Below are 23,665 nucleotides of genomic sequence, written 5' to 3'. Positions count from 1 at the left end.
GCTCCGCGCTGACTACCTACAGCGGCGATTGAAATCAGCGCAGAAAACCCCAAAAAACCCCAAACCCCATGCAAAACGCCCCGCAAGCGGGGCGTTCCTGGTGCGATCAGCGGGTAGATTCCTTAAAGACCGCACTCGAAGACGGGGCGTAACGCTATGGGATCGAAAATTCGCTATATAAGTTTAGTGCCCTGCCTGGCTGCCTGCCGCTGCTCCCATTCCAGCAACCGCCGCCGGTATAGCTGCAGTTCGTCAGCATAGAAATCAAAGATGCAAGGGTCGCAGCCACTCCCGCAGCATGCCTCCGGCTCCGGAGAGATCGGCGCCTCCGGCGGTGGGTCATCCAAGGGCCAGTCTGTTTGCTGGTTCGACATATCTCTAGTTCCCTACTCCTAATCGCCGGATGCCGCGAGTCCTTCTGCTAGAATCGCCGGCATGACTTACCAAGTTCTCGCCAGGAAGTGGCGTCCAAAATCCTTTGCTACGCTAGTGGGCCAGGAGCATGTGGTCAAGGCACTCAGCAACGCGCTCGAGAACCAGCGCCTGCACCATGCCTACCTGCTGACCGGTACCCGCGGCGTCGGCAAGACTACCATCGCCCGTATTCTGGCAAAGTCGCTCAATTGCGAGACCGGCCTGACCGCCTCGCCCTGCGGCGTCTGTGATGCCTGCCGGCAGATCGACGCCGGCCGTTTTGTCGACCTGCTGGAGATCGATGCTGCCTCCAACACCGGCATCGACAATATCCGCGAGGTATTGGACAACGCGCAGTACGCGCCGACACAGGGTCGCTTCAAGGTCTACATCATCGACGAAGTGCACATGCTCTCCAAGAGCGCCTTCAATGCGATGCTGAAGACGCTGGAGGAGCCGCCCGGCCACGTCAAGTTCATCCTGGCCACCACCGACCCCCAGAAGGTGCCGGTGACTGTCCTGTCCCGCTGTCTGCAGTTTTCGCTGCGGCAGATGCTGCCGCAGCAAGTCAGCGGCCATCTGCAGCATGTGCTGGATGCCGAGGGAATCAGCTACGAAGCAGGCGCCCTGACCCTGCTTGGTCATGCCGCCGCAGGCAGTATGCGCGATGCCCTTTCCCTGCTGGACCAGGCCATTGCCTACGGTGCCGGCAAGGTCGAAGAGGCTGGTGTACGCGCCATGCTGGGAGCGGTTGATCAAAGCTATCTCCACCAGTTGCTCGAGCGCCTGGCAGAACATGATGGCCCGGGCCTGATGGCCGCGGCAGAAAGCCTCGCCACCCGTGGCGTCGGCAGTGATGCAGCCCTGCAGGAACTGGCGTCGCTACTGCACCAGCTGGCCTTGCTGCAATCGGTACCCAGCGCGATCGCCACCGACCATCCGCAGTACGCGGCGCTAGTTCGCCTGGTGCAACTGTTCAGCGCAGAAGACCTGCAACTCTTTTACCAGATCGCCCTGCACGGTCGCCGCGACCTGGCGCTGGCACCGGACGAGTTCGCCGGCCTGAGCATGGCGCTGCTGCGCATGCTGGCCTTTGCCCCGACCCGCCAGTCCTTGCCGGCCCTGGCCACACAGGCAGCACCAACGGGACAGGCAGGCAGCCTGCCGACCGCAACACCGGCCCAAGCGGCACCTGCACCTGCACCGATAACCACGGCCGAACCACCTGCCGCAACGATGGCCACGCCCATCGCCGCACCCGTAGCCGAAGCACCGACCCCAACAGCGCCAGCGACACCCGAACCGCCGCTCGAAACCGAAGTGGTGATGTCATCGGCCGAGGACGATATCCCGCCCTGGCATCCACCAGAGGACAGCGTACCGGCGAACAACCGGGAAACCGCCCCTTGGGAAGATGCGCCCGCCGAACCCAGCGGTCCCGTTACCTTTGATGGCGACTGGGCGGCGCTGGTCGGCCGGCTCAAGGCCGGCGGGTTCGCCGGCATGCTGGCCCAACACGCCGAGCTGCACAGCCACGATGGTCTGCGCTTCAACCTGATCGTCCCGGACGCACACAGGGTGGTTGCCGGGCCTGACTATCGCGACAAGCTGGAACAACTACTGAGCCAGCATTTCGGCGAACGGGCCCATGTCAGCATTACCGTCGGTGGATCGAGCGATGCCACGCCGGCCGCACAGCAGCAGCGTGAGCGGCAGGCACGCCTCGCTGACGCCACCACCGCCATCAATAACGACCCGTTCGTACAGAACCTGATCTCGGAATTCGACGCCACCGTCCTTCCCGACTCGATCCAGGCACGTACCGATACGGTCTAAACACGTATTTCCCCTCTCATTCGTATCAAGGAGTAGCCAATGTTCAACAAAGGCGGCCTGGGCGGCCTGATGAAGCAAGCCCAACAAATGCAGGACAACATGAAGAAGGCTCAGGACGAGCTGGCCAATGTCGATGTCGAAGGCCAATCCGGTGCCGGCATGGTCAAGATCGTCATGAACTGCCATCACCTGGTCCGCCGCATCACCATCGACCCGAGTGTGATCGACGGCGATGACAAGGAAATGCTGGAAGACCTGATCGCTGCAGCGTTCAACGATGCACTGCGCAAGGCCGAGCAAACCTCGCAGGAAAAGATGGCCAGCTTCACCGCCGGCCTGAACCTGCCACCAGGCATGAAGCTGCCCTTCTAAGCTCATGGGAGGAGAACGCTGCCAGTTGCACTTCAGTTCCACACTGGCGGCCAGCGTCCAACAGGTGCGGGCCGAGCAACTGACCGTCGCCGGGGGTAACTTCGAGCTGTCCCCCTGGCTGCGGATGCGCTTCCCCTCCCGTCATTGGCAATCCCTGCTCGAGCTACCTTGCGACGTCGTGCTCGGTCGCTACTGGTTGTGGCTGTTTGGCTGCCTGCCTGTCGACTACGACGAACTTTGCTTCGAACAGATAGGCCAGGATGGCTTCGTGGAACGTTCCAGCCTGCCGAGCCAGGTCGTCTGGCGCCACGAGCGACGCATTGTTGGCAAAGACAACACCTGTACCCTCAACGATAGTGTCAGCTTTACGCCACGACGTGGTGTGCCAGGCTGGCTGAGCCGACGTATCATCCACGCCCTTTTCCAGTGGCGCCATCGGCGGCTGCGGGAACGCTACCAGGTGCCTGCCCACGCATGAAAACCCCCTCCTCGCTCAATCAACTGGTCGATGCCCTGCGGGTACTGCCCGGCGTCGGGCCGAAGTCTGCCCAGCGCATGGCGTATCACCTGTTGCAGCATAACCAGGCCGGTGCCGCGGGCCTGGCCCACGCCCTGGCCGATGCCCTGGCCCGACTCAAGCACTGCGAGCGTTGCAATACCTTTACCGAACTGGATCTGTGCGAACTGTGCGCCGATAGCGCGCGCGATAGTGAACAGCTGTGCGTGGTGGAGATGCCGGCCGACCTGCTGCGCATGGAGCAGACACTGGCCTTCAAGGGCTACTACTTTGTCCTGATGGGTCGGCTGTCACCCCTCGATGGCATCGGCCCCGCCGATATCTATTTCGACAAACTACTGGCGCGTGCCCAGGATGGCCGGGTGCAGGAGGTGATCCTGTCGACCAACTTTACCGTCGAAGGCGAAGCCACCGCGCACTACCTGGCTGAGCTGCTGCAAGCGCAAGGGCTGCGGGTCAGCCGCATAGCACGCGGCCTGCCCTCGGGCGGGGAGCTGGAGCATGTGGACAGCAGCACGCTGGCGCAAGCCATGATCGAACGCCGCAGCCTTTAGACCCAAGAACAATTGAGTAGCTTTCGCTGATATTCAAATACTCAGCCAAAAGCATGCCAGTTGTTGAAGCATGCGCGCCGAACCGAGTAAACTCGGCAGCAATTTTGTCACTTACGCCGCCCACGAGCGCCCTCAATGACCGCTTCCGTCAAGCCGGCCCCTTCTCGCAGCAATACGCTCTTCGAAATCAAGAGCGCAGCACTCAACCTGATCGCTTTCGCGCCCAAAACCGCCAACCTCGCCGAACTGGAAGCCGCACTGGACCAGAAGCTGGGCGGCCGTGCCGATTTCTTTGGTGGCGATGCCGTCGTGGTTGATCTGGCCGACTGGCCGGGCGAGGCGACCGTGCTCGACGTCTCCGGCCTGGTGGCGCTGTTGCGCAAGGCGGGCCTGCAACCGATCGCCGCCCGAGGCGGCCAGCCGGCGGCACGCACCGCAGCCAGCGGTGCCGGCTTGGTACTGCTGCCGGATGCACCACTGCGCGAAGCCACCCCGGAGCCTGCCGACGCCAAGCCGGCGGCCCCGGCCGTTATCGCGCAGACGACACTGATCATCGACAAGCCGGTACGCAGCGGGCAGCAGGTCTACGCCCGCGGTGGCGATCTCATCGTGCTGGCTCTGGTCAGCCACGGCGCAGAAGTCATCGCCGACGGCAATATTCATGTCTATGCCCCCTTGCGTGGCCGCGCCCTGGCGGGTGCCCGTGGCAACACCGAAGCCCGTATCCTGACGCATTGCATGGAAGCCGAGCTGCTGTCGGTAGCAGGGGTATACCGCGCTATCGACGAGCCCCTTCCGGCCAGCATCAAAGGTCGAGCCGCCCAGGTGCGGCTGGACGGTAACAAACTGGTCATCGAAGCGCTGACGCTGGACTGACAACCGATTCATAAAACTCAGGAAAATACCGTGACCAAAATTGTCGTTGTGACCTCCGGCAAAGGGGGCGTAGGCAAGACCACCACCAGTGCAAGCTTTGCATCGGGTCTGGCACTGCGAGGCCACAAGGTCGCCGTGATCGATTTCGACGTCGGCCTGCGTAACCTTGACCTGATCATGGGTTGCGAGCGCCGCGTGGTGTACGACTTCGTCAACGTGATCCAGGGCGAAGCGAAGCTTAGCCAGGCACTGATCAAGGACAAGCACTGCGACAACCTGTTCGTCCTGCCTGCCTCCCAGACCCGTGACAAGGAAGCCCTCACGCGCGACGGCGTGGAGCGGGTGCTGAAGGAACTGGAAGCCGACGGCTTCGACTACATCATCTGCGATTCGCCTGCCGGTATCGAAACCGGTGCCCTGCTGGCACTGTACTTCGCCGACGAAGCACTGGTCGTCACCAATCCGGAAGTCTCCTCGGTACGCGATTCGGACCGCATCCTCGGCATCCTGGATGCCAAGTCGCGCAAGGCGGAACAAGGCCAGAGCATCAAGGCGCACCTGCTGATCACCCGCTATTCGCCAAAGCGCGTCGACGCCGGCGAGATGCTGTCGCTCGACGATATCAAGCATTTGTTGCGTATTCCGCTGATCGGGGTCATACCTGAATCGGAGTCGGTGTTGCAGGCGTCCAACAGCGGCACCCCCGCCGTCCACCTGGAAGGCTCGGAAGTTGCCGATGCATACAAGGACGTCGTGTCGCGTTTCCTGGGCGAAGATCGGCCGCTGCGCTTTATCGAGGCCCCCAAGCAAGGCTGGCTCAAACGCCTGTTCGGAGGATAAAGCATGTCCTTTCTCGACTATCTGCTCGGTAACAAGAAGAAGTCCGCCTCGGTGGCACGGGAGCGGTTGCAGATCATCCTGGCCCACGAGCGGGCCGGCCGCGGTGGTCCGGACTACCTGCCGGCCCTGCAACAGGAGCTGATCGCCGTCATCTCCAAGTACGTCTCGGTTGGCCAGGACGACATCAAGGTATCGCTGGAGCGTCAGGATGACTACGATGTGTTGGAGGTGAACATCGTGCTGCCGGAAGCCGCCAAGCGCTGATCGTTATCAAGCCGGGTTCCATCCCGGCTTTTTGCTGCCATAATCGCTGCCAAGCCCGCCACAGAGCAGGGATATAACGATCCACCACCATGAACGACACCACAGAAGCCATCACCCAGACAGAGCGTTCGATCCAGCTCGACAAATTCCTCAGCCAGCGCGACACAGAGCGCTGGTGCAAGCGTTTGTCCGCGGACTATCCGGCAGCCGACTACTGGCTCTGCCACGAGGCACGCATCCTGCAGGGTTTCCAGCGCGACCAGCGTTACGCTGCGCGCTTTGTGGGTGTGGACCTCGACCGGCGCGCGCTGGTGCTCGAGGCCGATGGACATCCGCTCACACACTGGCTGGCGACACCGGTCGGTGAGCTGGAACACCCATTCCAACGCTCCAGCGACCTGGTCAGGCTGATCCTGGCCGCCCTGCGAGCCCTTGCGCATCTGAGCCGCGCCGGACTGGTACACGGTGGCCTACGGCCCGATACCATCGTGCTGCGCCAGAACGACAAGCAGGAAATCGACTTCGACAGCCTGAAACTGATCGACTTCGGCGTGGCTCGCAGCAGCCAGCAGCGTATCGAGAAACCCCTGTTTATCGATCTGGCCAGCCCCGATGCCAGCTATTTGGCGCCGCAGATGCGCGAAGCCATACAGCGTGACTGGCAGATCTACGCCAAATTGGTTGGCGAAGCTGGCAAGAGCAGCTGGTATGAATTGTCCGACGCAGCCCGTCGCCAGTACGACAGCGTGCTGATGCCCGACCTTGCGATCAACAATCTGGACTGGCGGGTCGATCTGTACGCACTGGGGCACTGGTTCAAGCAGATTTCCCTGCATCGCATCGACTATTACAAGGATGCCCACCAGGAAAGCCTGCCCGCCCTGGTCAAGAAAATGCAGAAGCCCGTGCTGCACGGTGGCTTCACCAGCCTCGACGCCTGCATCAAGGCTTTCGAGAGCCTGGAAGTGGACAGCCGTAGCCTCGCCATTACCGAACCGCCACAGACATCGGGCGTGTTCACGATGCAGCCTAGCCCGGTCCTGCACCCGGCCGGCCATGTGCACGCCCCGTTCACGCCGCGCCTTGATGACGAATTCTCGCCCAGCCCGATCGGCATGACGGGGCGTCGTGACAGCAAGCAGGAGACGCCGGGTAGCCGCGGTAAGCTGGTGGGCATCGGCCTGGGGCTGATCGTGGTGGCCGCCGTGGGCGCCGCCCTGCTCAGCTCCAAGGAACAGCACGCCAGTCCGGGCCAGCCAGCCCTGCCTGTCGATCCGGCACCACTGCCCCAGGCGGCGGAACCGGTCAGCGAGGCCAGCGTGGCCCAGCCGGTCAGCATGGAAGCGCCGGCACCGCAGGCGCCCGATGCCAGCGCCCTGGCAGGTCTGGCACTGGCCGACTTGCGCAAGGCGGCGGAGGGTGGCGATGCGGCTGCGCAGACGCAACTCGGACTGCGCTATCGCAAGGGACTGGGGGTATCGCCGGACAATCAGTTGGCCGTCGACTGGTATCGCAAGGCGGCCGACCAGAATCATGCCGAGGCACAGGCCTACCTTGGCTTCATGTACATGACCGGCCGGGGCGTCAAGAAGGATGACAATCAGGCCGTCAGGTATTCGCGCCTGTCCGCCGAGCAGGGCAACAGCATCGGCCAGTACAACCTCGCCCTGCTGTATCTCGCCGGTCGCGGCGTACCGCTTGATAATCTTGAAGCGTATCGCTGGCTGAAAAAGGCCGCCCAGCAGGATAACGCTGCGCAAGGCCGCATGGCCGAAGTGAAGCGCCTGCTGACCCCTGCGCAACTGAGCGCAGCCGACGCTTCCTGATGCTTGCCAGGGCGACTAGTCGCCCTGGACCAGCCAGCGGGCGCGCAACACCGTCAACCTGACCTGGCCGTCGCGCCGCTGCCGCTCGTAGCTATCCCTATCCCGCCGAAGCTTGTTGCGCTCATCGTCCGACTGCGCCTTGCTGATCTGCTCGTTCAGGCGATCGATCTGTCGGCCCCAGCTTTGCAGATTGCTTTCCAGATTGGCGATGTCCTGCTGCAACTCATAGCGCACGCGACCCTGTTCATACTCGCGCAAAAAACCGTCCTGCAGCTCGGGGGCGCAGACATTGCGGTAGCTCTGGCCTTCCCTACCGACCCGGTAGCCATTGGCAGGCGTGCAGTACGCCATCAGGCCACGCTCCCGCCCACGGGAATACTCACCGGGATTGGGTAGTACACCCGTCTTCTGGCAAGCCTCTGCATAATCACCCAGCCTGTCCTTCTGACCATCCCGACCGTCTTTCTCCCCGACCCCATACCAATCCCCGGTACGACACTCTGCCTCGCTCATGGCGGCACAGCCGCCCAGCAGTATCGTCGCACCCAGCAAGGCGATCATCTTCATTTTCTGGCTCCCTGGCTCAATGTGCACTCAGTCTAGAAGTCGGCAGTTGAATCCGCCCTGAATAAGCGCCTAGCGCACGCGATTGGCGAATGCATAAGGGATAGCTGCAACGAAAACGCCCGGGAGACCCGGGCGTTGGCGAAGGGTTAGCCCCAACAAAGTGGCGCTTCCCTGATTGAATCCCTGCCCCTCCGCCCCGCCCGCCGGCGGGGAGCCTCGCTGCGCTCGTCAGCACATTGACACCGGGGTAGTGCGGGCAGATCAGCCACGTTTGGCTGCGGCAATCCGCATCCGCAGCGCGTTGAGCTTGATGAAGCCTTCAGCATCCTTCTGGTTGTAGGCGCCGCCGTCATCATCAAAGGTCGCGATGGTCTGGTCGAACAGCGAATCCTTGGAGTCGCGGCTGATCACGGTCACGCTACCCTTGTACAGCTTGACCCGCACCCAGCCGTTGACGCGTTCCTGGGTCTGGTCGATCAGCGCCTGGATGGCACGGCGCTCCGGGCTCCACCAGTAGCCGTTGTAGATCACCTCGGCGTAGCGTGGCATCAGGTTGTCCTTCAGATGCGCCACTTCGCGGTCCAGCGTGATCGATTCGATACCGCGGTGGGCCTTCAGCAGGATGGTGCCACCCGGGGTTTCATAGCAGCCGCGCGACTTCATGCCGACGTAGCGGTTTTCGACCAGGTCCAGGCGGCCGATGCCGTGCTTGCCACCCAGCTCGTTGAGCTTGGCCAAGAGTTCATGCGGCTTGGCCCGCACGCCGTTGACGGCGACCACATCGCCACGCTCGAACTCGAGGTCCACATACTCGGCCGCGTCCGGTGCCGCTTCCGGCGACACGGTCCAGCGCCACATGCTTTCTTCGGCCTCGGCCTTCGGGTCCTCGAGGTGGCGGCCTTCGAAGCTGATATGCAGCAGGTTGGCATCCATGGAGTACGGCGCGCCACCGGCCTTGTGCTTCATTTCAATCGGAATGCCCGCCTTCTCGGCGTAATCCAGCAGCTTTTCACGGCTCAGCAGATCCCATTCGCGCCACGGCGCAATCACCTTCACACCGGGCTTGAGGGCGTAGTAACCCAGCTCGAAACGAACCTGGTCGTTACCTTTGCCGGTTGCGCCATGGCTGACGGCATCAGCGCCGGTCAGGTTGGCGATCTCGATCTGGCGCTTGCTGATCAGCGGACGGGCGATCGAGGTACCAAGCAGGTATTCGCCTTCATAGATGGTGTTGGCGCGGAACATCGGGAACACGAAATCGCGCACGAACTCTTCGCGCAGATCCTCGATATAGATGTTTTCGGGCTTGATGCCCAGCTTGATGGCTTTGGCGCGGGCGGGTTCCAGCTCTTCGCCCTGACCGATATCGGCCGTGAAGGTGACCACTTCGGTCTGGTAGACATCCTGTAACCACTTGAGGATGACGGAGGTATCCAGGCCTCCGGAATAGGCGAGGACGACTTTCTTGATATCGGACATGGCGACTTACCTGCTTCGGTTCAATTCAGGGAGGGGGAAACAATCTTGGCGTAGAACGCACCGCGTATATCGAGCAGCTCGAAGCACAGCTGGCAGTCACGCTCGGCGAGCGAACGCGCATAGTGACTGGCCACGACGGGCTGAAGCACGGACAAGGCCTGGCGCTTGAAGTCGTCGGTGCGTCGATCAATCATATAAAGCTTGAGATGGACAAAGGCGTGGCTGGCACTGCCATCACCCACGTACCAATCTTCGAGCTTGATCGCACGGCTCTTGATATCGCTGAGTTTGACATCCTCCAGCGTCACCAGCGCAGCATGCAGCTCGGCAAAAAGCTGTTTGAAGTCCGGCTGATCCGGGAGGTTGTCGGTGTATTCGAGTACGAGATGCGGCATGGTACGAGGCAATCTGAGGGTAGGAAGTGCAATCTTATTCCGGTCCGGATCGATCACAAAGGCATGTGGATCAATCCAGGCAGATGGACAGCGGTGAGTGGGCGCCCTGCCTGCGCGAGGCAAATCACCCACCCCGATACAGGGTTAGTTGCTGACCTTGCCCAGCAGCAGGTACTCGACCAGCGCCTTCTGGGTATGCATGCGGTTCTCCGCTTCATCCCATACCAGCGACTGCGGGCCATCGAGCACGTCCGGATCGACTTCCTCACCGCGATGAGCCGGCAGACAGTGCATGAACACCGCCTCCTTGTCCGCCAGTTTCATCAGCTCATTGCTGACCTTGTAGCTCAGGAAATCAACACGTCGCTGCAGGCTTTCGCGCTCGAAACCCATGGAGACGCAGACATCGGTGGACACCAAGTCAGCACCGTCGACAGCCTCGCGCGGATCGTTGGTTTGCTCGAAGTGACCGGCACCGTAGTCGATCCCGTCCAGTACCTTCATTTCATAGCCCTTGGGGCAGGCCAGGCGCAGCTTGAAATTGAAGATCCTGGCCGCCTGCAACCAGGTGCGGGAGATATTGTTCGAATCCCCGATCCAGGCCACCGTCTTGCCCTCGATACTGCCGCGGTGCTCGATATAGGTGAAGATATCCGCCAGGGTCTGGCAGGGATGGTATTCATTGGTCAGGCCATTGATCACCGGTGCCCGCGAGTAGTGGGCAAAGGTATCGACGATGGTCTGCTCATAGGTGCGCAACATGACGATATCGCACATGCGGCCGATGACCCGCGCGACATCCTCGATCGGCTCACCACGGCCCAGCTGGGTGTCCTTGGATGCCAGGAACATGGCGTGGCCACCAAGCTGATTCATGCCTGCCTCGAAGGAGACCCGGGTACGGGTAGAGCTCTTCTCGAAGATCATGGCCAGGGTCTTGCCGGCCAGTGGCTGGTAGAGCTCCCCTCGGCGCAGGCGTTCCTTCAGCACTCGGCTACGGACGAACAGGTGCTCGTATTCGTCACGGGTGAAGTCGGTGAACTGGAGGAAGTGCTTGACCGTCATGCTGGGGTCCTTGTGCGTTGCGGAAAAGCTTTGAGCTTCTCCGAGCACGCCGCGCCGGTCAAGCAGGATTTTCGCCTATGCGACACCGATTTATGGAATATCGACATCAACCTGCGTCGAATACTCGGTCCCTTCCACATGCCTTGGCGCGATACAGCGCGCCGTCCGCCGCCGATAGCAGGCTGCCCGGTTCCTGGCCATGCCGGGGGTATTCGGCGATACCGGCGGAAAAGGTTAGCTTGTCGATCTGCTGCTCGCCGGCGACCACGACCAGGGCATGGAAGTGCTCAAGCAGCTCCCTGACCCGGATCTGCGCCAGGGCCAGATTCATGTCGGGCAGCACCAGGCAAAACTCCTCGCCACCGAAGCGGCAGGCAAAGTCCGAGCCGCGGATATTGCCGTGCAGCATCCTCGCCATCTCGACCAGCACCTTGTCCCCCATGGGGTGGCCGTAACGGTCGTTGACTGCCTTGAAATGGTCCAGGTCGATCAGCACCACGCAGATCGGATACTGCCGCCGTGCCGCCAGCAGGATCTGGTTGGACAGCTCTTCCTGCAGATAGCGGCGATTGTAGAGTTCAGTCAGCGGATCACGGATCGCCTGGTCGCGCAGCTTGGCCTGCAAGCGCTCGATCTCCCCCATCTTGGTGGCGAGCTGTCGGTTCAGTTTTTCCATCTCGGCGCGGGCATTTTCAGCCTCGGCCTGCTTGAGCAGGGCAAAGTCGCGCTCGCGCTCGGCCTCGGCCAGTTCACTCTGGATGCGAGTGATCTGGGTCCGAGCCCGGGCGGCACTGCCCAGGGAGCGCTGGTACAGCAACTGATGCTGCTCAAGACTATCGTAGGCTTCCTGCCAGCGCCCCAGATCGGCATAGGTTTGCGCCAGTTCACGCATGACCTGGACCGGGTAGTAGGGGTCCTTGATCTTGCCCAGCCTGGCTTCGGCTTCCTTGAGGAACCGTAGCGCTTCATCGGCCTTGCCTTGCCCTCTCGCTACCAGCCCCAACACCCAGAAGCAATGGGTGACGACCCGCAGCTCCCCTGCCGCCTCGGCCGCCGCCAGGGCGCGCTCCGCCATGCTGGCAGCCTCCGCCCACTTGCCATGGGCTGTGTAGGTGTGCGCCGCGATGGTCTGAAAGAAAGCGGCATCGGCCTTGCCGATACGGATCGTGTCGTTCTCGAGTTCCAGATAAGGTTGTATGGTCTCGTAGGCGGCTTCGTGAGCACCAATGGCAATCTGGCAGAGGGCCAGGTTGCTGGAAACCAGCGGCGCCAGCGCCGCGAGGTGCGATCTGGCGACCATCTCATCCGCCTCGATCAGGAAGCGAATGGCGTCTTCGTAGTTCCCTACCCCGTGCTGTATGTCGCCCAGGTTGGACAGGATCAGCGCCAGGTGATCGGGAGAGTCGAGCAGACGGGCCGAGGTCAGCGCCCTGTAGCAATGGCGCATGCCTTCGTCGAGCTGTCCCGCTTCGATGCTGGACAGCCCGAGGGCGTTGTAGATGACGAAGGAATCGACCGGTTCGGCGCCCTCGAGGTAGGACAGGAAGCCGATCAGCTCGGCATAGGCCTCGTCTGACAGGCCCTCCCGCGACAGCAGCACCGAAATGCCAAAGCAGGCGCGCATCAGGCCACGCAGGTCTTGCTCATCTTCGAAATAGCGTTTCAGCGCCTGGAATTCGCTGCGCGCCAGGTGCTGGTCGCCGTGCCGCATTTCAAAGCAGGCCAGCGAGACCCGCGCATAGGCAGCACCGGCGGCATCCCCATCCTGGCCTGCCAACGCCAGGGCCTGTTCGGCCAGGGCGCGCGCACGCTGAGGATCGCCATACTGGAGTAGCCACGCTTCGGCATTCAGCGTGGCTACTTCCTTGGCGTCCATTTTCTTATCGGTGAGAGGGACTTGAGCCACCCGGGTCATGGTGCACAAGCATGCGCGATTCAGGTAGCGGAGTCCAGCGGCCGCAGGCCGGCAGTGTCTTCATCGGTCAGTACCCGGATACACGGCAACCAGCCATCAAAAACCACGCCGTGCAGCTCGACCTGCTTCTGGCTGCGCAACAGGTTGACGAGATAGCTGATGATTTCCGGCGTGATGACCTGGCCGGGCACTAGTACCGGTATGCCAGGGGGATAGGGCACGATCTGGTCGGCACTAATACAGCCGGCCAGTTTCTGGTTGACCTGGTCGGCTTCGTCCAGCAGCGGTGCGAGTTGTCCACCGCAGTAGAAGGCGTCACGCGGCAGATACTTGAGGCTGGTGAAGTGCGGGATGGCCGGTGTGCGGTACAGCCGACGCGGCGCCCGCGTCTCGCGACTGATACGCATCAGGGCGTCGTATAGACGCGACACTTTGCTCTTGGTGGTCCCGATGGTCAGCAGCAGGGTGATGGTATTGAAGGTCGATTTTTCGATCTGGATGTTATAGCGCTCGAACAAGAGCTTTTGCAGCTCATCCACCGTATAACCGCAGGCGGAGATATCCACCGTCACCTTGGTCGGATCAAGCCGCACGCCGTCCTGCTTCACTTCCTCCGGCAGCAGGTCTTCGAGCTCCAGCACCCGGAACACGCCGGTCGAGTTGATCAGTTCCTTCAGTTCGGCCGCCAAGCCCAGCGTACGGCTCAAGAGCTTGTAGCCTTCCATGCTCATCTGCCGGCGCGCGACATCGAGGCTGGCGATCATGCTGTACTGCGGGCTGGTGGACGTGTGCATGTTGTAGTTCTCGCGGAACACATGCTCGTTGAACTCGGCATCGTTGACATGGATCATCGACGCTTGCGAGAACGCACTCATGACCTTGTGGGTCGACTGGGTCGCGAAGTCCGCGCCGGCTTCCAGCGCCGTCGGCCGGAACTCCGGATGGAAACGACCGTGGCCGTACCAGGCTTCGTCGATGATGACCTTGATGCCGTGCTTGTGCGCGGCTTCGATGATGGGTTTGAGATCGTAGCGCAGGCCGTCGTAGGTACACGAGGTCAGGATCATCGCCGCGGCATCGGGGTTGTCCTCGATGGTCTTGTAGATCACCGCCTTGGGCACCGGCCCGAACAGGCCGTACTCGAGATTGGTGCTCGAATCCAGGTAGACCGGCAGCGCGCCGGAGATCACAACGCCATGGTGCACCGACTTGTGGCAGTTACGATCCAGCAGCAGCTTGTCGCCCGGTGCCAGCAGCGTCTGCAGGATCACCTTGTTGGCGGTGGAGGTGCCGTTGGTGGCGAAGAAGGTGCGGCGGGCACCGAAGGCCTTGGCAGCCAGTTGCTGCGCGTCTTCGATGATGCCGGTGGGGTGCAGCAGGGAATCGAGCATGGGGACCGACACCGACAGGTCACCCTTGAACATGTGCTCACCCATGAAATCGTAGAAGTCTTCGGCCCAAGGGCTGCCGCGCAGGCTATCGCCGGAGCTGTGGCCCGGGGTATGCCAGGCATCCTTGGCCATGAAGACGTATTGCTTGAGCTTGTCGTAGAACGGCGTCTGCGCACGTTCCTGCAACTGGGCGTTCAGAATCCGGTACCAGCCCAGATAGTCCGGGTCGTCGCGATAAAAGTAGCCGTCTACCGTCTCGCAAAGCAGGGTGTTGACCACCTCGTCCTCGTCCTGCTGGGCGATCAGGACGTAGACATCCACCTCTGGCCGCAGCTCGTGGATGGCGTGAACCAGCTCCAGCGCGGACATCTGCAGCTTCTTGCTGCCGGCCTTGCCCTTGGCAGCTTCACCGAGCCGGTGGAGTTGATCGTCTACAATGACAGCTTGTATTTCGCCATCGTCACGGATGGCGGCGAGTGCCTCGCGTGCGGTCTCCACACAGGCAAAGCTAACGCCTAGCGGGTTCTCCAATTGTCGCGCTGCAGCATTTAATCCTTTTACCAGCGCTTTGAGCACCTGCTGCTCGTCGTTTACCAGTAAAATACGGCTTATCGGTTTTGGCACGGTCTCTTCCTATTCTTTTATTAGATATCGGATGGGGTCAGCATCCAAGCCCGCAAGAATAATCCAAGCCCAAGCGTACTGCGATGATTTGCAACCCATACGAAGTCATCATCCAAGGCCTTACCCGCAATGGCCGTGAATTCCGCCCGTCTGACTGGGCGGAACGACTGGCAGGCATCCTATCGAGTTTCGGTACGGACCAGAAGCTGTCATACGCACCGTATGTCCGCCCCATGGTCATGGAAAACGTCCGCTGCGTCGCCATCGACAAGCAGCTCGAAAAGATAGATCCGCGCGTGTACGGTTTTTTGATGAGTTTTGCCAAGGACAACGACCTTCGCGTTGTCGACTGCCGCCAACTACTTGAAGAGCACTACCCTAGCCAGTTCTTGGGTTAGTTCTCTGCAAACCCACCTGCCATCTGCAGGCAGTTGAGTCCCTGCGACCTCGACTGAGCAAAAGCTCCAATCCATAGTTTCATCGCCGCCTTCGGGTCGGCAAAGCCGTCCGTGGATGCGGTAACAGACAAAAGGCACGCCTCTGACGGAGCGTGCCTTTTGTTATTTGTACCTGTGGCAGGTGTGGTCAGGTGGCGACACGTTTGTTATGTCGCAGCGAGGACCAGAATGCGAGCCCGATGAAACCCGCGCCGATCAGGCCGGTCACCACTTCGGAAATCTCGTAGAAGGTACCGACGAACATGATGGTGGCGAGCGCACCGATCGCATAGAAGGCACCGTGCTCAAGGTAGCGGAACGCGTCGAGCGTGCCCTTCTCGACGAACATGATGGTCAGGGAGCGTACGAACATCGCCCCGATGCCCAAGCCAATCGCGATGATGAAGATATTGTTGGACAGGGCGAACGCGCCGATCACGCCATCGAAGCTGAAGCTGGCATCCAGTACTTCCAGGTAGAGGAAGGCAGACAGGCCGGTGCGTGCCACCATGCCGCTATCGCCATGCTCCTCGGTCTCCAGCAAGGCTGCGAAGCCATCGACCACGATATAGGTAATCAGGCCCGCAACCGCCGCCAGCAGGAATGAGAGCTGCTCATGGGCATGCAGCAGGGTGGACATGATGTAGACCACGGCCAGGCAGACAGCGATCGCGACCGACTCCATCTTGCCCAGCTTGCTCAGCGGCACTTCGATCAGACGTACCCAGTGCACGTCCTTTTCCTTGTCCAGGAAGAACTTCAGGAAGACCATCATCAGGAAGGCACCACCATACCCGGCGACCACGACATGGGCCGAGGTCAGGGTGGCGGCGTACTTCTCGGGCTGGCCGACGGCCAGCATCAGTGCCGACCAGGGATCGAGCCCGGCAATCACCGCGACGATCAGGACCGGGAACACGACGCGCATGCCGAACACGGCGATCAGCATGCCCCAGGTCATGAAGCGCTGGCGCCACTTGGCATCCATGTCCTTGAGCACGGTAGCATTCACCACGGCATTGTCGAACGACAGTGATACTTCCAGCACCGACAGGATGGCGGCGATGAAGGCCGCCTTGGGGCCGCCGAGCAGGTAGGCGATGACCAGGCCGGCCATGGTGACGATGATGGAACTCTTGAAGAATTTGAACAGTGTGGCCATGGGCCTCCCTAAATCGGTTTTATTGTCTTGCGGCTTGCGTGGGGCAAGCCTGGTTGTGGTGGTATCGGAGGCAGGCTAGAGACCCAGCTCCGTCCATATCTGGTCGACCCGGGCGCTGACCGCGGCATCCTTGGTGATCGGTACGCCCCACTCGCGGTCGGTCTCGCCCGGCCACTTGTTGGTCGCATCGAGCCCCATCTTGGAGCCCAGGCCCGATACCGGCGAGGCAAAGTCGAGATAGTCGATCGGGGTGCTGTCCACCAGGACCGTGTCGCGCGAAGGGTCCATGCGGGTGGTGATTGCCCAGATGACTTCTTTCCAGTCGCGGGTGTTGACGTCGTCATCCACCACCACGATGAACTTGGTATACATGAACTGGCGCAGGAAGCTCCAGACGCCGAACATCACGCGCTTGGAATGACCCGGGTAGGCCTTCTTCATGCTCACGATGGCCATGCGGTAGGAACATCCCTCGGGCGGCAGGTAGAAATCCGTGATCTCGGGAAACTGCTTTTGCAGGATGGGCACGAACACCTCGTTCAGCGCCACGCCGAGAACGGCCGGCTCATCCGGTGGTTTGCCAGTATAGGTGCTGTGGTAGATCGGGTCGGGACGGGTGGTAATGCGGTCCACCGTATAGACCGGGAACCAGTCCTGCTCGTTGTAGTAGCCGGTATGGTCGCCGTAGGGGCCTTCCAGCGCATGCAGGTAGCCGCCAATTTCCTTCATCGGGATGCCCGCTTCGCTGACACCGGTCCAGCCTGGCTCGGCCGGCGCGATATGGCCTTCCAACACGATCTCGGCACTGGCCGGCACCTGCAGCTCGTTTCCCAGGCATTTCACCAGCTCGGTCTTGCTGCCGCGCAGCAGGCCGGCGAACTGATACTCGCTCAGTGCATCCGGCACCGGCGTGACCGCGCCGAGGATGGTGGCGGGATCGCAGCCCAGCACCACCGAAATCGGGAAAGGCTGACCGGGATGACGAATGGCATGCTCGCGAAAATCCAGCGCGCCGCCACGATGGGCCAGCCAGCGCATGATCAGCTGCTTGCGACCGATCAATTGTTGGCGGTAGATGCCGAGATTCTGCCGCGGCTTGTGCGGCCCACGGGTGACCACCAGGCCCCAGGTGATCAGTGGCGCTACATCACCAGGCCAGCAATGCTGGATCGGAATACGGCCCAGATCAACCTGCTCGCCCTCCCACACCACATCCTGGCAGGGCGCGCGCTTGACCACCTTGGGCGCCATGTTCAGCACCTGCTTGAGGATGGGCCATTTCTCCCATGCGTCCTTTAGGCCCTTGGGCGGCTCCGGCTCCTTGAGGTAGGCCAGGAGCTTGCCGATCTCCCGCAGTGCGCCGACCTCCTCTGCCCCCATACCGAGCGCCACCCGCCTGGGGGTGCCGAACAGATTGCCCAGGACCGGCATGTCATGGCCTGGTACATTTTCAAACAGCAGCGCCGGTCCACCCGCGCGCAGTACGCGATCGCAGATTTCGGTCATCTCAAGGTGGGACGACACCGGGGTCTTGATGCGCTTGAGTTCGCCCATGGCTTCCAACTGGGCAATAAAGTCGCGTAGATCGTTATATTTCATGCAGGAGGCATCCAGGCCCACCTTGCACCAGCAAGGCAGGCCAGCTTGTCGTATCTCAGAATGGCGCCGGCGGACGCCGGCCAAAGCATAAGTATACGGTTGTCAGGATGCGGGCGCCTGCCCCACCCATTCGATCAGGGCATCAAGCGCCGCCTGACCGGCCTCGGCGCGGGCGTGATTGAGGATGCCCACCACGATCCAGTCGTGGCCGGCCGCATCGCGCACATAGCCCGCCACCGCCTTGACGTCGTCCAGCGTACCGGTCTTGATGCGGGCCGATCCGGCCAGGGCGCTATCGGTCAGGCGCTTGCGCATGGTGCCGTCCAGGCCGACGATTGGCAGACTGGCCGCATACTCCGGCGCATAGGCACTGCGATGACCGGCCAGCAGCACGGCAGCCAGGTGGCGTGGACTGATGCGGGCCGTGCGTGAGAGACCCGCGCCGTTGTCCATCACCAATTCCGGGAAAACCAGGCCGTGCCGGCCCAGCCAGTCATGGACAGCCAGATCGGCCGCCTGCTGGCTGGTCAGTGCTGCGGCTTCCGGATGGCTGCGGGCATATTCGGCTCCCAGCGTCAGGTAGACCGCCCTTGCCATCGTGTTGTTGGAGAGCTTGTTGATATCGCGAACCTGTTCGGCCAGGGTAGGCGATATCGTTTCGGCCAGCCGGCGCATTCCGGGCGGCGTACTGCCTTCCACCGTCTTGCCGGTGATCTCGCCGCCCAGCTCGGTCCAGAGGCCGCGCGTCAACCGGCTGGCAAACTCAGGCGCATCGAACACGCCCAGATAACGGCTGGCACGGCAGTTTTTCGGGAAGCGCCCCTGCAGGCTGACGCTGACCCGGCCATCGGCCTGGGTACGGATCTCCGGGCGCGCCCAGCCCTGGTTCCAGGTGGCGCAGTCGGTGTTGACGAGCTTCATGCGGCTATCCGCACTGACCCCCGCCAGCGGCGGTTCGATACGTACCGACATGGTGGCGCCATCGCTCTCCATGTCGAAGCGCAGCGCCTTGAAGTTCATCAGCAAGGCATCGGGCACCACGTTGTAGGCTCGCTCTGGTTGTTCGTCGAAACTGCCGGCAGGCTCCTCCGGCGGCAAGCGGAAATAGCTGCGGTCCAGTACTAGCTCACCGGTGATCTGGCGTATGCCACGGGCACGCAGGTCACGCAGCAACAGCCAGGTTCGCTCGAACGTCAGTTTGGGATCGCCACTGCCCTGCAGGTAGAGATCGCCCTTCAGCTTGTCGCCTTCAATGGTGCCATCACCATATAAGCCGGTACGCCATTGAAAGCTCGGCCCCAGGGTCTCCAATGCGCTCAAGGTGCTCAGTAGTTTGAGGGTGGACGCCGGATTGAACAGGCCATCCGCGTGGTGTTCCAGCCTGGCAGTTCCCCCGTCCACCGGCAGCACCATCACGCCCAGCGCGGTATCCGGCAGCTTGGCGGCCTTCAGCCGGGCAGAAACCGTCTCCGGCAAGGCGGCGTGCGCCAACTGGCAGGCGGCCAGTCCCGCCAGCATCCATCGTATTTGCATCCTCACTCCACCGTCACGGGCCACAACGGCCCCCAATCACCTGGCGCGCTGTAGACCGTTGGTCTGGCCTGCAGGCGCCACTCACCCTTCTGCTCCGGCAGAAACCGGAAGCCGTTGCCCCCACTACGCAGCGGTTCACCGGCAAATAGCACGCGGCTGGTTTGTTCCAGCCGGATGTCGTCCAGGTACCAACCGACCCGATCATCATCCGGCGGGTAGAAATCACCTTGCGCGAACTGATAGCGAAAACGCAGCTCGATCAATTTACCCGCATAGTCCCCCAGGTCCACGCGCTGCTCGCTGAACTGCTTGTCGGCATTGGCTGTCTGACCATTTGCGCGGCGCTGGTAGAGTGCCTCCCATGCGTCGCTCCCTACCACTCTCGCTTCCACTCTCGCCTCTTCGCCCGTACCTGCTATGCCGAGGCGCTGTTTGAAGCGCAGGCTGGCGCGCGGCCCGGGAGCCAGTTGTCCCACCAGCGTCAGCATTTCATCGCCGATATGGTTGTGAGCCAGCCGGAATGCCTGCTTACCGCTGGCCAGCACGCGCTGCTGCAGCACTGGATAATCATTGCTGCCGCTATAGGAAAACGCACCATACCCGGCTTCCGCGCCTTCATCGAGCGGGAAATCGGCCAGTTTCAGGGCGCGCCATTGTGCACCGGTGGCCCCCGTCGGTAGCGAGATGGTGAATGCCCCGCCCTCGACGGGAATCCGCGCGAGCCCCTGTACGCGGGCCTCCTGCGGGCCAGCGGGGCCATCCTGCGCGGGGTCGAAGACATGGACCTCGTAGGCAATCTGCCGGGGGCGACCAGCCTGGCTGATGCCGCCTATCTCCACCCGGTAATGGCTGTCCCCGCGGGGCTGCGGCCAAGCCGCCTCGGCTGCCAGATTGATCGGCCGCCAGACCAGGGTGGGTTCGCCGGCGCCACGCTCGTTCACCTCCTGCAGCAGCGGGATGCTGACGCCGTCCAGGCTGAGGCTGACCTTGGCAGCACTGAAGTCGGCATCAGGCAATGACAGGGACCACCGTGCGAACACCAGGGCATAGGGTACCCACCCTGGCGGTGGCCAGGCGACGAATTCGTCGCGAACGGGCGGCCGGTTACCTGCGTACAGCCCGTCGTAGGCGCTGAAGCCACTGGCAGCAAGGCGCTTGTCCACCTGCGGTATGTCCCCGAGGCCGACAAAGCGGGTCTGCGGATACAGCAACCAGCGCCGGTGATTGACCCCGGCATTCTGGATACCGGGATCACGCATGAAACTGGTCACCGCCTCCGGCCCGGTCTCACCCGAGCTGAGCAAGCCATTGCTGGCGCCTTCGCGCGCCTCCTCGCTTTAGCAACGCCAGTTGCCATCTATCTGGTGGACGATACGGCCATTGGCGGCGACCGCCAGTGCCGCGGCCTGCATCTTGCGACTGGTCGCCAAGTCTTCTTCGAGATCCGCCGGGACGCCAGCCATGGCGCGAAACCAGTTGATCCGGTCCAGCATGGCGTTGCGATGGCTCGGCAGAAGCTCACCGGGTTGGCAATCGGCCAAACTGCCGCGCCAGTAGCCGGAAGCCGGGCTGGCCTTGTAGCGGACCTGATAGAACAGGCGCACCGCTTCACGCTGGCTGATATCCGGCCGCCAACCCGCACGGGCGCCGGCAACGGCGCCGGGCTCGAAGGCGTCCGGCTCGGCTGGCGTGGCAGCGAACAAGGGCAGGCTACTGATCAATAACAACAGGCTGGGCAGGCGCATGGTGACGAGCAGCGGAGGTGTCTGCCCACAGGATAGTCTGAGCCGACGGCTTCAGATATCGAGCGGGTCCACATCCAGCGACCAGCGGACCTTGCCAGCCCGGATCTGTCGCAAGGCTGCCATCCACTCGGCCAGGAACCCTGTCAGCCGGGCTCGGCCATGGGACTGCACCAACAGCTGGGCGCGCTCGCGGTTGGCCAGGCGCATCATGCTGGCCGGCACCGGGTCCCATACCGTGACGGCTTCATCCAGCGGGGCCAGGGTCAGCGCCTGCCGCAGGAAATCCAGGGCGTCGTTCACGCCGTCCGCTTCAGCACGCAGGACCGCCTGGTGCAGAAAGGGCGGGAAGTCTGCCAGCTTGCGTTCATCTAGCTCGGCGCTGGCAAAGGCCGCGTAGTCATCCGCCAGCAAGGCCTCGTAAAGCGGATGTTCGGGAAAGTCGGTCTGCAGCAACACTTCACCCGGCTTATCCGCCCGACCGGCCCGGCCGGCGACCTGGGCCAACTGCGCATACAGCCGCTCACTGGCGCGGAAATCGGCCGAGTAAAGGCCGCTGTCGGCACCGATCACCGCGACCAGCGTGAGCTCGGGGAAATCATGTCCCTTGGCCAGCATTTGCGTACCGACCAGGATATCGGCCTCACCCGCATGGATGGTCTTGAGTGCCGCCTCGAAACTGCCCTTGAGCCGCATGCTGTCGCGGTCGATACGCAACACGCGCGCCTTGGGGAAACGTTCGGCCAGCATGGTCTCCAGCCTTTGGGTGCCCTGCCCCAGCGGCTTCATGTCGCTGTTGCCGCAGCCCGGACAGGCGGGCGGAAAGCGTTCTTCCCAGCCACAGTGGTGGCAACGCAGCCGGTGTTCCCGCAGGTGGACCGTCAGCCTGGCCGAACAACGGGTACAGGCCGACATCCAGCCGCACTCGCTGCAATGCATGACCGGCGCGTACCCGCGACGGTTGAGGAAGATCAGGCTCTGCTCACCTCGCGCCAGGCGTGCCTCGATGGCAGCCAGGGTGAAAGTGTGCAAGCCGTCCTGCAACGGCTGCCGCCGGGTCGGCACCAGAATCCATCTGGGTGGCTGGGCGCCGGCAACCGCGCGTTGCCGCAATGGCAGGCGGGTGTATCGGCCAGCCACCGCGTTCTGCCAGGTCTCCAGGCTGGGCGTGGCCGAGCCCAGCACGATGGGCACCGCCGCCTGCCGGGCGCGGTAGACGGCGATGTCGCGGGCCGAGTAGCGCAGGCCATCCTGCTGCTTGAAGCTGCCATCATGCTCTTCGTCCACCACGACCAGACCCAGCTTGGGCATCGGCGTAAAGACCGACAATCGGGTACCGAGCACGATGTGCGCTTCACCGCGGGCGGCGTGAACCCAGCCTCGGGCACGCTCGCCATCGGCGACGCCACTATGCAGTGCCACGATCTCCGCACCGGGAAAACGCTGATGAAAGCGCGCCTGCAGCTGTGGCGTCAGATTGATTTCCGGCACCAGCACCAGTGCCTGCCGGCCTTGGGCCAGGGTGGCGGCAATCGCGTGCAGGTAGACCTCGGTCTTACCGCTGCCGGTGATGCCGTTCAGCAGGAAGCTGCCATAACCTTCGGCGGACCGGATGGCGGCCACGGCGGTGGCCTGCTCCTCGTTCAGGTCAGGCCCTGCTGCCGGCTGCGGCGCGACGGCATGGATCGCGATGGCTCGCACCAGCCCGGCCGCCTGCCAGTCACGGCAGAGCTTCCAGGCCGATGCCGACACCGCCTTGATCTCTCCCTCGCTGCACGGCACGGCCAGCAGGTTAGCCAGTCGACGCTGCATGGCCGCCCGTCCGGACAGGCTGGCCAGCAGGGCTTCTGCATCCATTGCCTGGTAAGCACACGGAACCGGCACCTGCAGCGGTGCGATTTCCCGGAAGCGACCCGGCAGAGCGGTGTGAACCACCTGCCCTATCGGGTGCTGGTAATAGTCGGAACAGAAGCGCAACAAGGCGAGTACATCGGGCGTCAGCGCCGGCAGGTCATCCAGGATGGATTCGACCGGCTTGATGGCGATGCCGATGTCGGCCTGCTCCGCCGCCACCTCCATGACCAGGCCCACCAGGCGGCGACTGCCAAACGGCACGATGACTCGCTTGCCCACATCGTCCGAGGTGGCGTGAGCGGCTTCATAGTCGAACAACCTGGCCAGAGGCACGTCGAGCGCAACGCGGAGGTAGGGCATGTCAAGAAAACAATTTTCAGCGTCGTTGAAGCAGGCTAAAGCC

21 protein-coding genes and 1 pseudogene are annotated in these 23,665 nt (G+C 62.5%); 9 read left to right on the top strand and 13 right to left on the bottom strand.

Going from position 1 to position 23,665, the window contains the following annotated elements; all coding sequences use genetic code 11:
* Window positions 1-173: 173 nt before the first annotated feature.
* Window positions 174-374 (bottom strand): oxidoreductase-like domain-containing protein, encoded by a 201-nt coding sequence (locus ACYVHK_RS02290; protein ID WP_460527162.1) that lies wholly within the window; start codon window positions 372-374, stop codon window positions 174-176.
* A 61-nt stretch (window positions 375-435) separates the two neighbouring features.
* On the opposite strand from ACYVHK_RS02290, the gene dnaX reads away from it, so the two are divergent.
* From dnaX to ACYVHK_RS02250, 8 genes are all read left to right on the top strand, one after another.
* On the top strand, window positions 436-2,250 hold the full coding sequence (dnaX, locus tag ACYVHK_RS02285) for a DNA polymerase III subunit gamma/tau (RefSeq protein ID WP_460527159.1): 1,815 nt from the start codon (window positions 436-438) through the stop codon (window positions 2,248-2,250).
* Window positions 2,251-2,289: 39 nt separating this feature from the next.
* On the top strand, window positions 2,290-2,622 hold the full coding sequence (locus ACYVHK_RS02280) for a YbaB/EbfC family nucleoid-associated protein (RefSeq protein WP_460527157.1): 333 nt from the start codon (window positions 2,290-2,292) through the stop codon (window positions 2,620-2,622).
* Between the two features lie 25 nt (window positions 2,623-2,647).
* A complete protein-coding gene (locus ACYVHK_RS02275; protein ID WP_460527155.1) occupies window positions 2,648-3,100 on the top strand; it encodes a hypothetical protein in 453 nt (150 codons plus the stop codon).
* The gene (gene recR / locus ACYVHK_RS02270) at window positions 3,097-3,693 is read left to right on the top strand and encodes a recombination mediator RecR (protein WP_460527153.1); all 597 of its coding nucleotides are present in this window, start codon (window positions 3,097-3,099) and stop codon (window positions 3,691-3,693) included. The genes ACYVHK_RS02275 and recR overlap by 4 nt, the downstream gene beginning before the upstream one ends.
* Window positions 3,694-3,828: 135 nt before the next feature.
* Complete coding sequence (gene minC, locus ACYVHK_RS02265) at window positions 3,829-4,569, top strand: septum site-determining protein MinC (protein WP_460527151.1); 741 nt, start codon at window positions 3,829-3,831, stop codon at window positions 4,567-4,569.
* Window positions 4,570-4,599: 30 nt separating this feature from the next.
* Window positions 4,600-5,409 (top strand): septum site-determining protein MinD, encoded by an 810-nt coding sequence (gene minD / locus ACYVHK_RS02260; protein ID WP_460527149.1) that lies wholly within the window; start codon window positions 4,600-4,602, stop codon window positions 5,407-5,409.
* 3 nt (window positions 5,410-5,412) lie between these two features.
* Window positions 5,413-5,673, top strand: coding sequence for a cell division topological specificity factor MinE (minE, locus tag ACYVHK_RS02255; protein WP_460527147.1), 261 nt, complete (start codon window positions 5,413-5,415; stop codon window positions 5,671-5,673).
* Window positions 5,674-5,762: 89 nt separating this feature from the next.
* On the top strand, window positions 5,763-7,499 hold the full coding sequence (locus ACYVHK_RS02250; RefSeq protein WP_460527144.1) for a tetratricopeptide repeat protein: 1,737 nt from the start codon (window positions 5,763-5,765) through the stop codon (window positions 7,497-7,499).
* A 15-nt stretch (window positions 7,500-7,514) separates the two neighbouring features.
* Here the strand turns inward: ACYVHK_RS02250 and ACYVHK_RS02245 are convergent, their stop codons facing one another.
* The 6 genes from ACYVHK_RS02245 to ACYVHK_RS02220 form a co-directional block, all read right to left on the bottom strand.
* Window positions 7,515-8,066, bottom strand: coding sequence for a DUF2799 domain-containing protein (locus ACYVHK_RS02245; protein WP_460527142.1), 552 nt, complete (start codon window positions 8,064-8,066; stop codon window positions 7,515-7,517).
* Between the two features lie 261 nt (window positions 8,067-8,327).
* Entirely contained in the window at window positions 8,328-9,545 is a 1,218-nt protein-coding gene (locus tag ACYVHK_RS02240; protein ID WP_460527140.1) for an argininosuccinate synthase, read from the bottom strand.
* Window positions 9,546-9,565: 20 nt separating this feature from the next.
* A complete protein-coding gene (locus ACYVHK_RS02235; protein WP_460527138.1) occupies window positions 9,566-9,940 on the bottom strand; it encodes a 5-carboxymethyl-2-hydroxymuconate Delta-isomerase in 375 nt (124 codons plus the stop codon).
* Window positions 9,941-10,084: 144 nt separating this feature from the next.
* Window positions 10,085-11,005: an ornithine carbamoyltransferase gene (argF, locus tag ACYVHK_RS02230; RefSeq protein ID WP_460527136.1), complete on the bottom strand. Its 921-nt coding sequence runs from the start codon at window positions 11,003-11,005 to the stop codon at window positions 10,085-10,087.
* A gap of 106 nt (window positions 11,006-11,111) precedes the next feature.
* On the bottom strand, window positions 11,112-12,881 hold the full coding sequence (locus ACYVHK_RS02225) for a diguanylate cyclase (protein ID WP_460527134.1): 1,770 nt from the start codon (window positions 12,879-12,881) through the stop codon (window positions 11,112-11,114).
* A gap of 59 nt (window positions 12,882-12,940) precedes the next feature.
* The gene (locus ACYVHK_RS02220) at window positions 12,941-14,935 is read right to left on the bottom strand and encodes an aminotransferase class I/II-fold pyridoxal phosphate-dependent enzyme (protein ID WP_460527132.1); all 1,995 of its coding nucleotides are present in this window, start codon (window positions 14,933-14,935) and stop codon (window positions 12,941-12,943) included.
* Between the two features lie 83 nt (window positions 14,936-15,018).
* On the opposite strand from ACYVHK_RS02220, the pseudogene ACYVHK_RS02215 reads away from it, so the two are divergent.
* A pseudogene (locus ACYVHK_RS02215) lies at window positions 15,019-15,306 on the top strand (DUF3579 domain-containing protein); the annotation flags it as partial.
* A gap of 214 nt (window positions 15,307-15,520) precedes the next feature.
* Here ACYVHK_RS02215 and ACYVHK_RS02210 read toward each other — a convergent pair.
* From ACYVHK_RS02210 to ACYVHK_RS02185, 6 genes are all read right to left on the bottom strand, one after another.
* Complete coding sequence (locus ACYVHK_RS02210) at window positions 15,521-16,534, bottom strand: DUF475 domain-containing protein (RefSeq protein WP_460527130.1); 1,014 nt, start codon at window positions 16,532-16,534, stop codon at window positions 15,521-15,523.
* Between the two features lie 75 nt (window positions 16,535-16,609).
* Complete coding sequence (gene ubiD, locus ACYVHK_RS02205; protein WP_460527128.1) at window positions 16,610-18,133, bottom strand: UbiD family decarboxylase; 1,524 nt, start codon at window positions 18,131-18,133, stop codon at window positions 16,610-16,612.
* Window positions 18,134-18,235: 102 nt separating this feature from the next.
* A complete protein-coding gene (gene dacB, locus ACYVHK_RS02200) occupies window positions 18,236-19,666 on the bottom strand; it encodes a D-alanyl-D-alanine carboxypeptidase/D-alanyl-D-alanine endopeptidase (protein WP_460527126.1) in 1,431 nt (476 codons plus the stop codon).
* Window positions 19,667-19,668: 2 nt separating this feature from the next.
* Complete coding sequence (locus ACYVHK_RS02195) at window positions 19,669-20,925, bottom strand: hypothetical protein (RefSeq protein WP_460527124.1); 1,257 nt, start codon at window positions 20,923-20,925, stop codon at window positions 19,669-19,671.
* A 78-nt stretch (window positions 20,926-21,003) separates the two neighbouring features.
* Window positions 21,004-21,411 carry a hypothetical protein gene (locus ACYVHK_RS02190; RefSeq protein ID WP_460527122.1) on the bottom strand — a complete coding sequence of 136 codons (408 nt, stop codon included), beginning with the start codon at window positions 21,409-21,411 and terminating at the stop codon, window positions 21,004-21,006.
* Window positions 21,412-21,462: 51 nt separating this feature from the next.
* Window positions 21,463-23,622 (bottom strand): primosomal protein N', encoded by a 2,160-nt coding sequence (locus ACYVHK_RS02185; RefSeq protein WP_460527120.1) that lies wholly within the window; start codon window positions 23,620-23,622, stop codon window positions 21,463-21,465.
* Between the last annotated feature and the right edge of the window lie 43 nt (window positions 23,623-23,665).

This window comes from Chitinimonas naiadis (genome assembly GCF_054780835.1).
This window is presented reverse-complemented; position numbering and strand designations above follow the sequence as displayed.

What these genes read in the sequence shown, in the direction of transcription:
- minC (WP_460527151.1), top strand. Translation starts at nt 3,829, where the DNA reads ATGACCGCTTCCGTCAAGCCGGCCCCTTCTCGCAGCAATACGCTCTTC.
- ACYVHK_RS02245 (WP_460527142.1), bottom strand. Translation starts at nt 8,066, where the DNA reads ATGAAGATGATCGCCTTGCTGGGTGCGACGATACTGCTGGGCGGCTGT.
- ACYVHK_RS02250 (WP_460527144.1), top strand. Translation starts at nt 5,763, where the DNA reads ATGAACGACACCACAGAAGCCATCACCCAGACAGAGCGTTCGATCCAG.
- ACYVHK_RS02190 (WP_460527122.1), bottom strand. Translation starts at nt 21,411, where the DNA reads ATGCGCCTGCCCAGCCTGTTGTTATTGATCAGTAGCCTGCCCTTGTTC.
- ACYVHK_RS02235 (WP_460527138.1), bottom strand. Translation starts at nt 9,940, where the DNA reads ATGCCGCATCTCGTACTCGAATACACCGACAACCTCCCGGATCAGCCG.
- ACYVHK_RS02225 (WP_460527134.1), bottom strand. Translation starts at nt 12,881, where the DNA reads ATGGACGCCAAGGAAGTAGCCACGCTGAATGCCGAAGCGTGGCTACTC.
- ACYVHK_RS02290 (WP_460527162.1), bottom strand. Translation starts at nt 374, where the DNA reads ATGTCGAACCAGCAAACAGACTGGCCCTTGGATGACCCACCGCCGGAG.
- recR (WP_460527153.1), top strand. Translation starts at nt 3,097, where the DNA reads ATGAAAACCCCCTCCTCGCTCAATCAACTGGTCGATGCCCTGCGGGTA.
- minE (WP_460527147.1), top strand. Translation starts at nt 5,413, where the DNA reads ATGTCCTTTCTCGACTATCTGCTCGGTAACAAGAAGAAGTCCGCCTCG.
- ACYVHK_RS02210 (WP_460527130.1), bottom strand. Translation starts at nt 16,534, where the DNA reads ATGGCCACACTGTTCAAATTCTTCAAGAGTTCCATCATCGTCACCATG.
- dacB (WP_460527126.1), bottom strand. Translation starts at nt 19,666, where the DNA reads ATGCAAATACGATGGATGCTGGCGGGACTGGCCGCCTGCCAGTTGGCG.
- argF (WP_460527136.1), bottom strand. Translation starts at nt 11,005, where the DNA reads ATGACGGTCAAGCACTTCCTCCAGTTCACCGACTTCACCCGTGACGAA.
- ACYVHK_RS02185 (WP_460527120.1), bottom strand. Translation starts at nt 23,622, where the DNA reads ATGCCCTACCTCCGCGTTGCGCTCGACGTGCCTCTGGCCAGGTTGTTC.
- ubiD (WP_460527128.1), bottom strand. Translation starts at nt 18,133, where the DNA reads ATGAAATATAACGATCTACGCGACTTTATTGCCCAGTTGGAAGCCATG.
- dnaX (WP_460527159.1), top strand. Translation starts at nt 436, where the DNA reads ATGACTTACCAAGTTCTCGCCAGGAAGTGGCGTCCAAAATCCTTTGCT.
- ACYVHK_RS02280 (WP_460527157.1), top strand. Translation starts at nt 2,290, where the DNA reads ATGTTCAACAAAGGCGGCCTGGGCGGCCTGATGAAGCAAGCCCAACAA.
- ACYVHK_RS02195 (WP_460527124.1), bottom strand. Translation starts at nt 20,925, where the DNA reads ATGCGTGATCCCGGTATCCAGAATGCCGGGGTCAATCACCGGCGCTGG.
- ACYVHK_RS02240 (WP_460527140.1), bottom strand. Translation starts at nt 9,545, where the DNA reads ATGTCCGATATCAAGAAAGTCGTCCTCGCCTATTCCGGAGGCCTGGAT.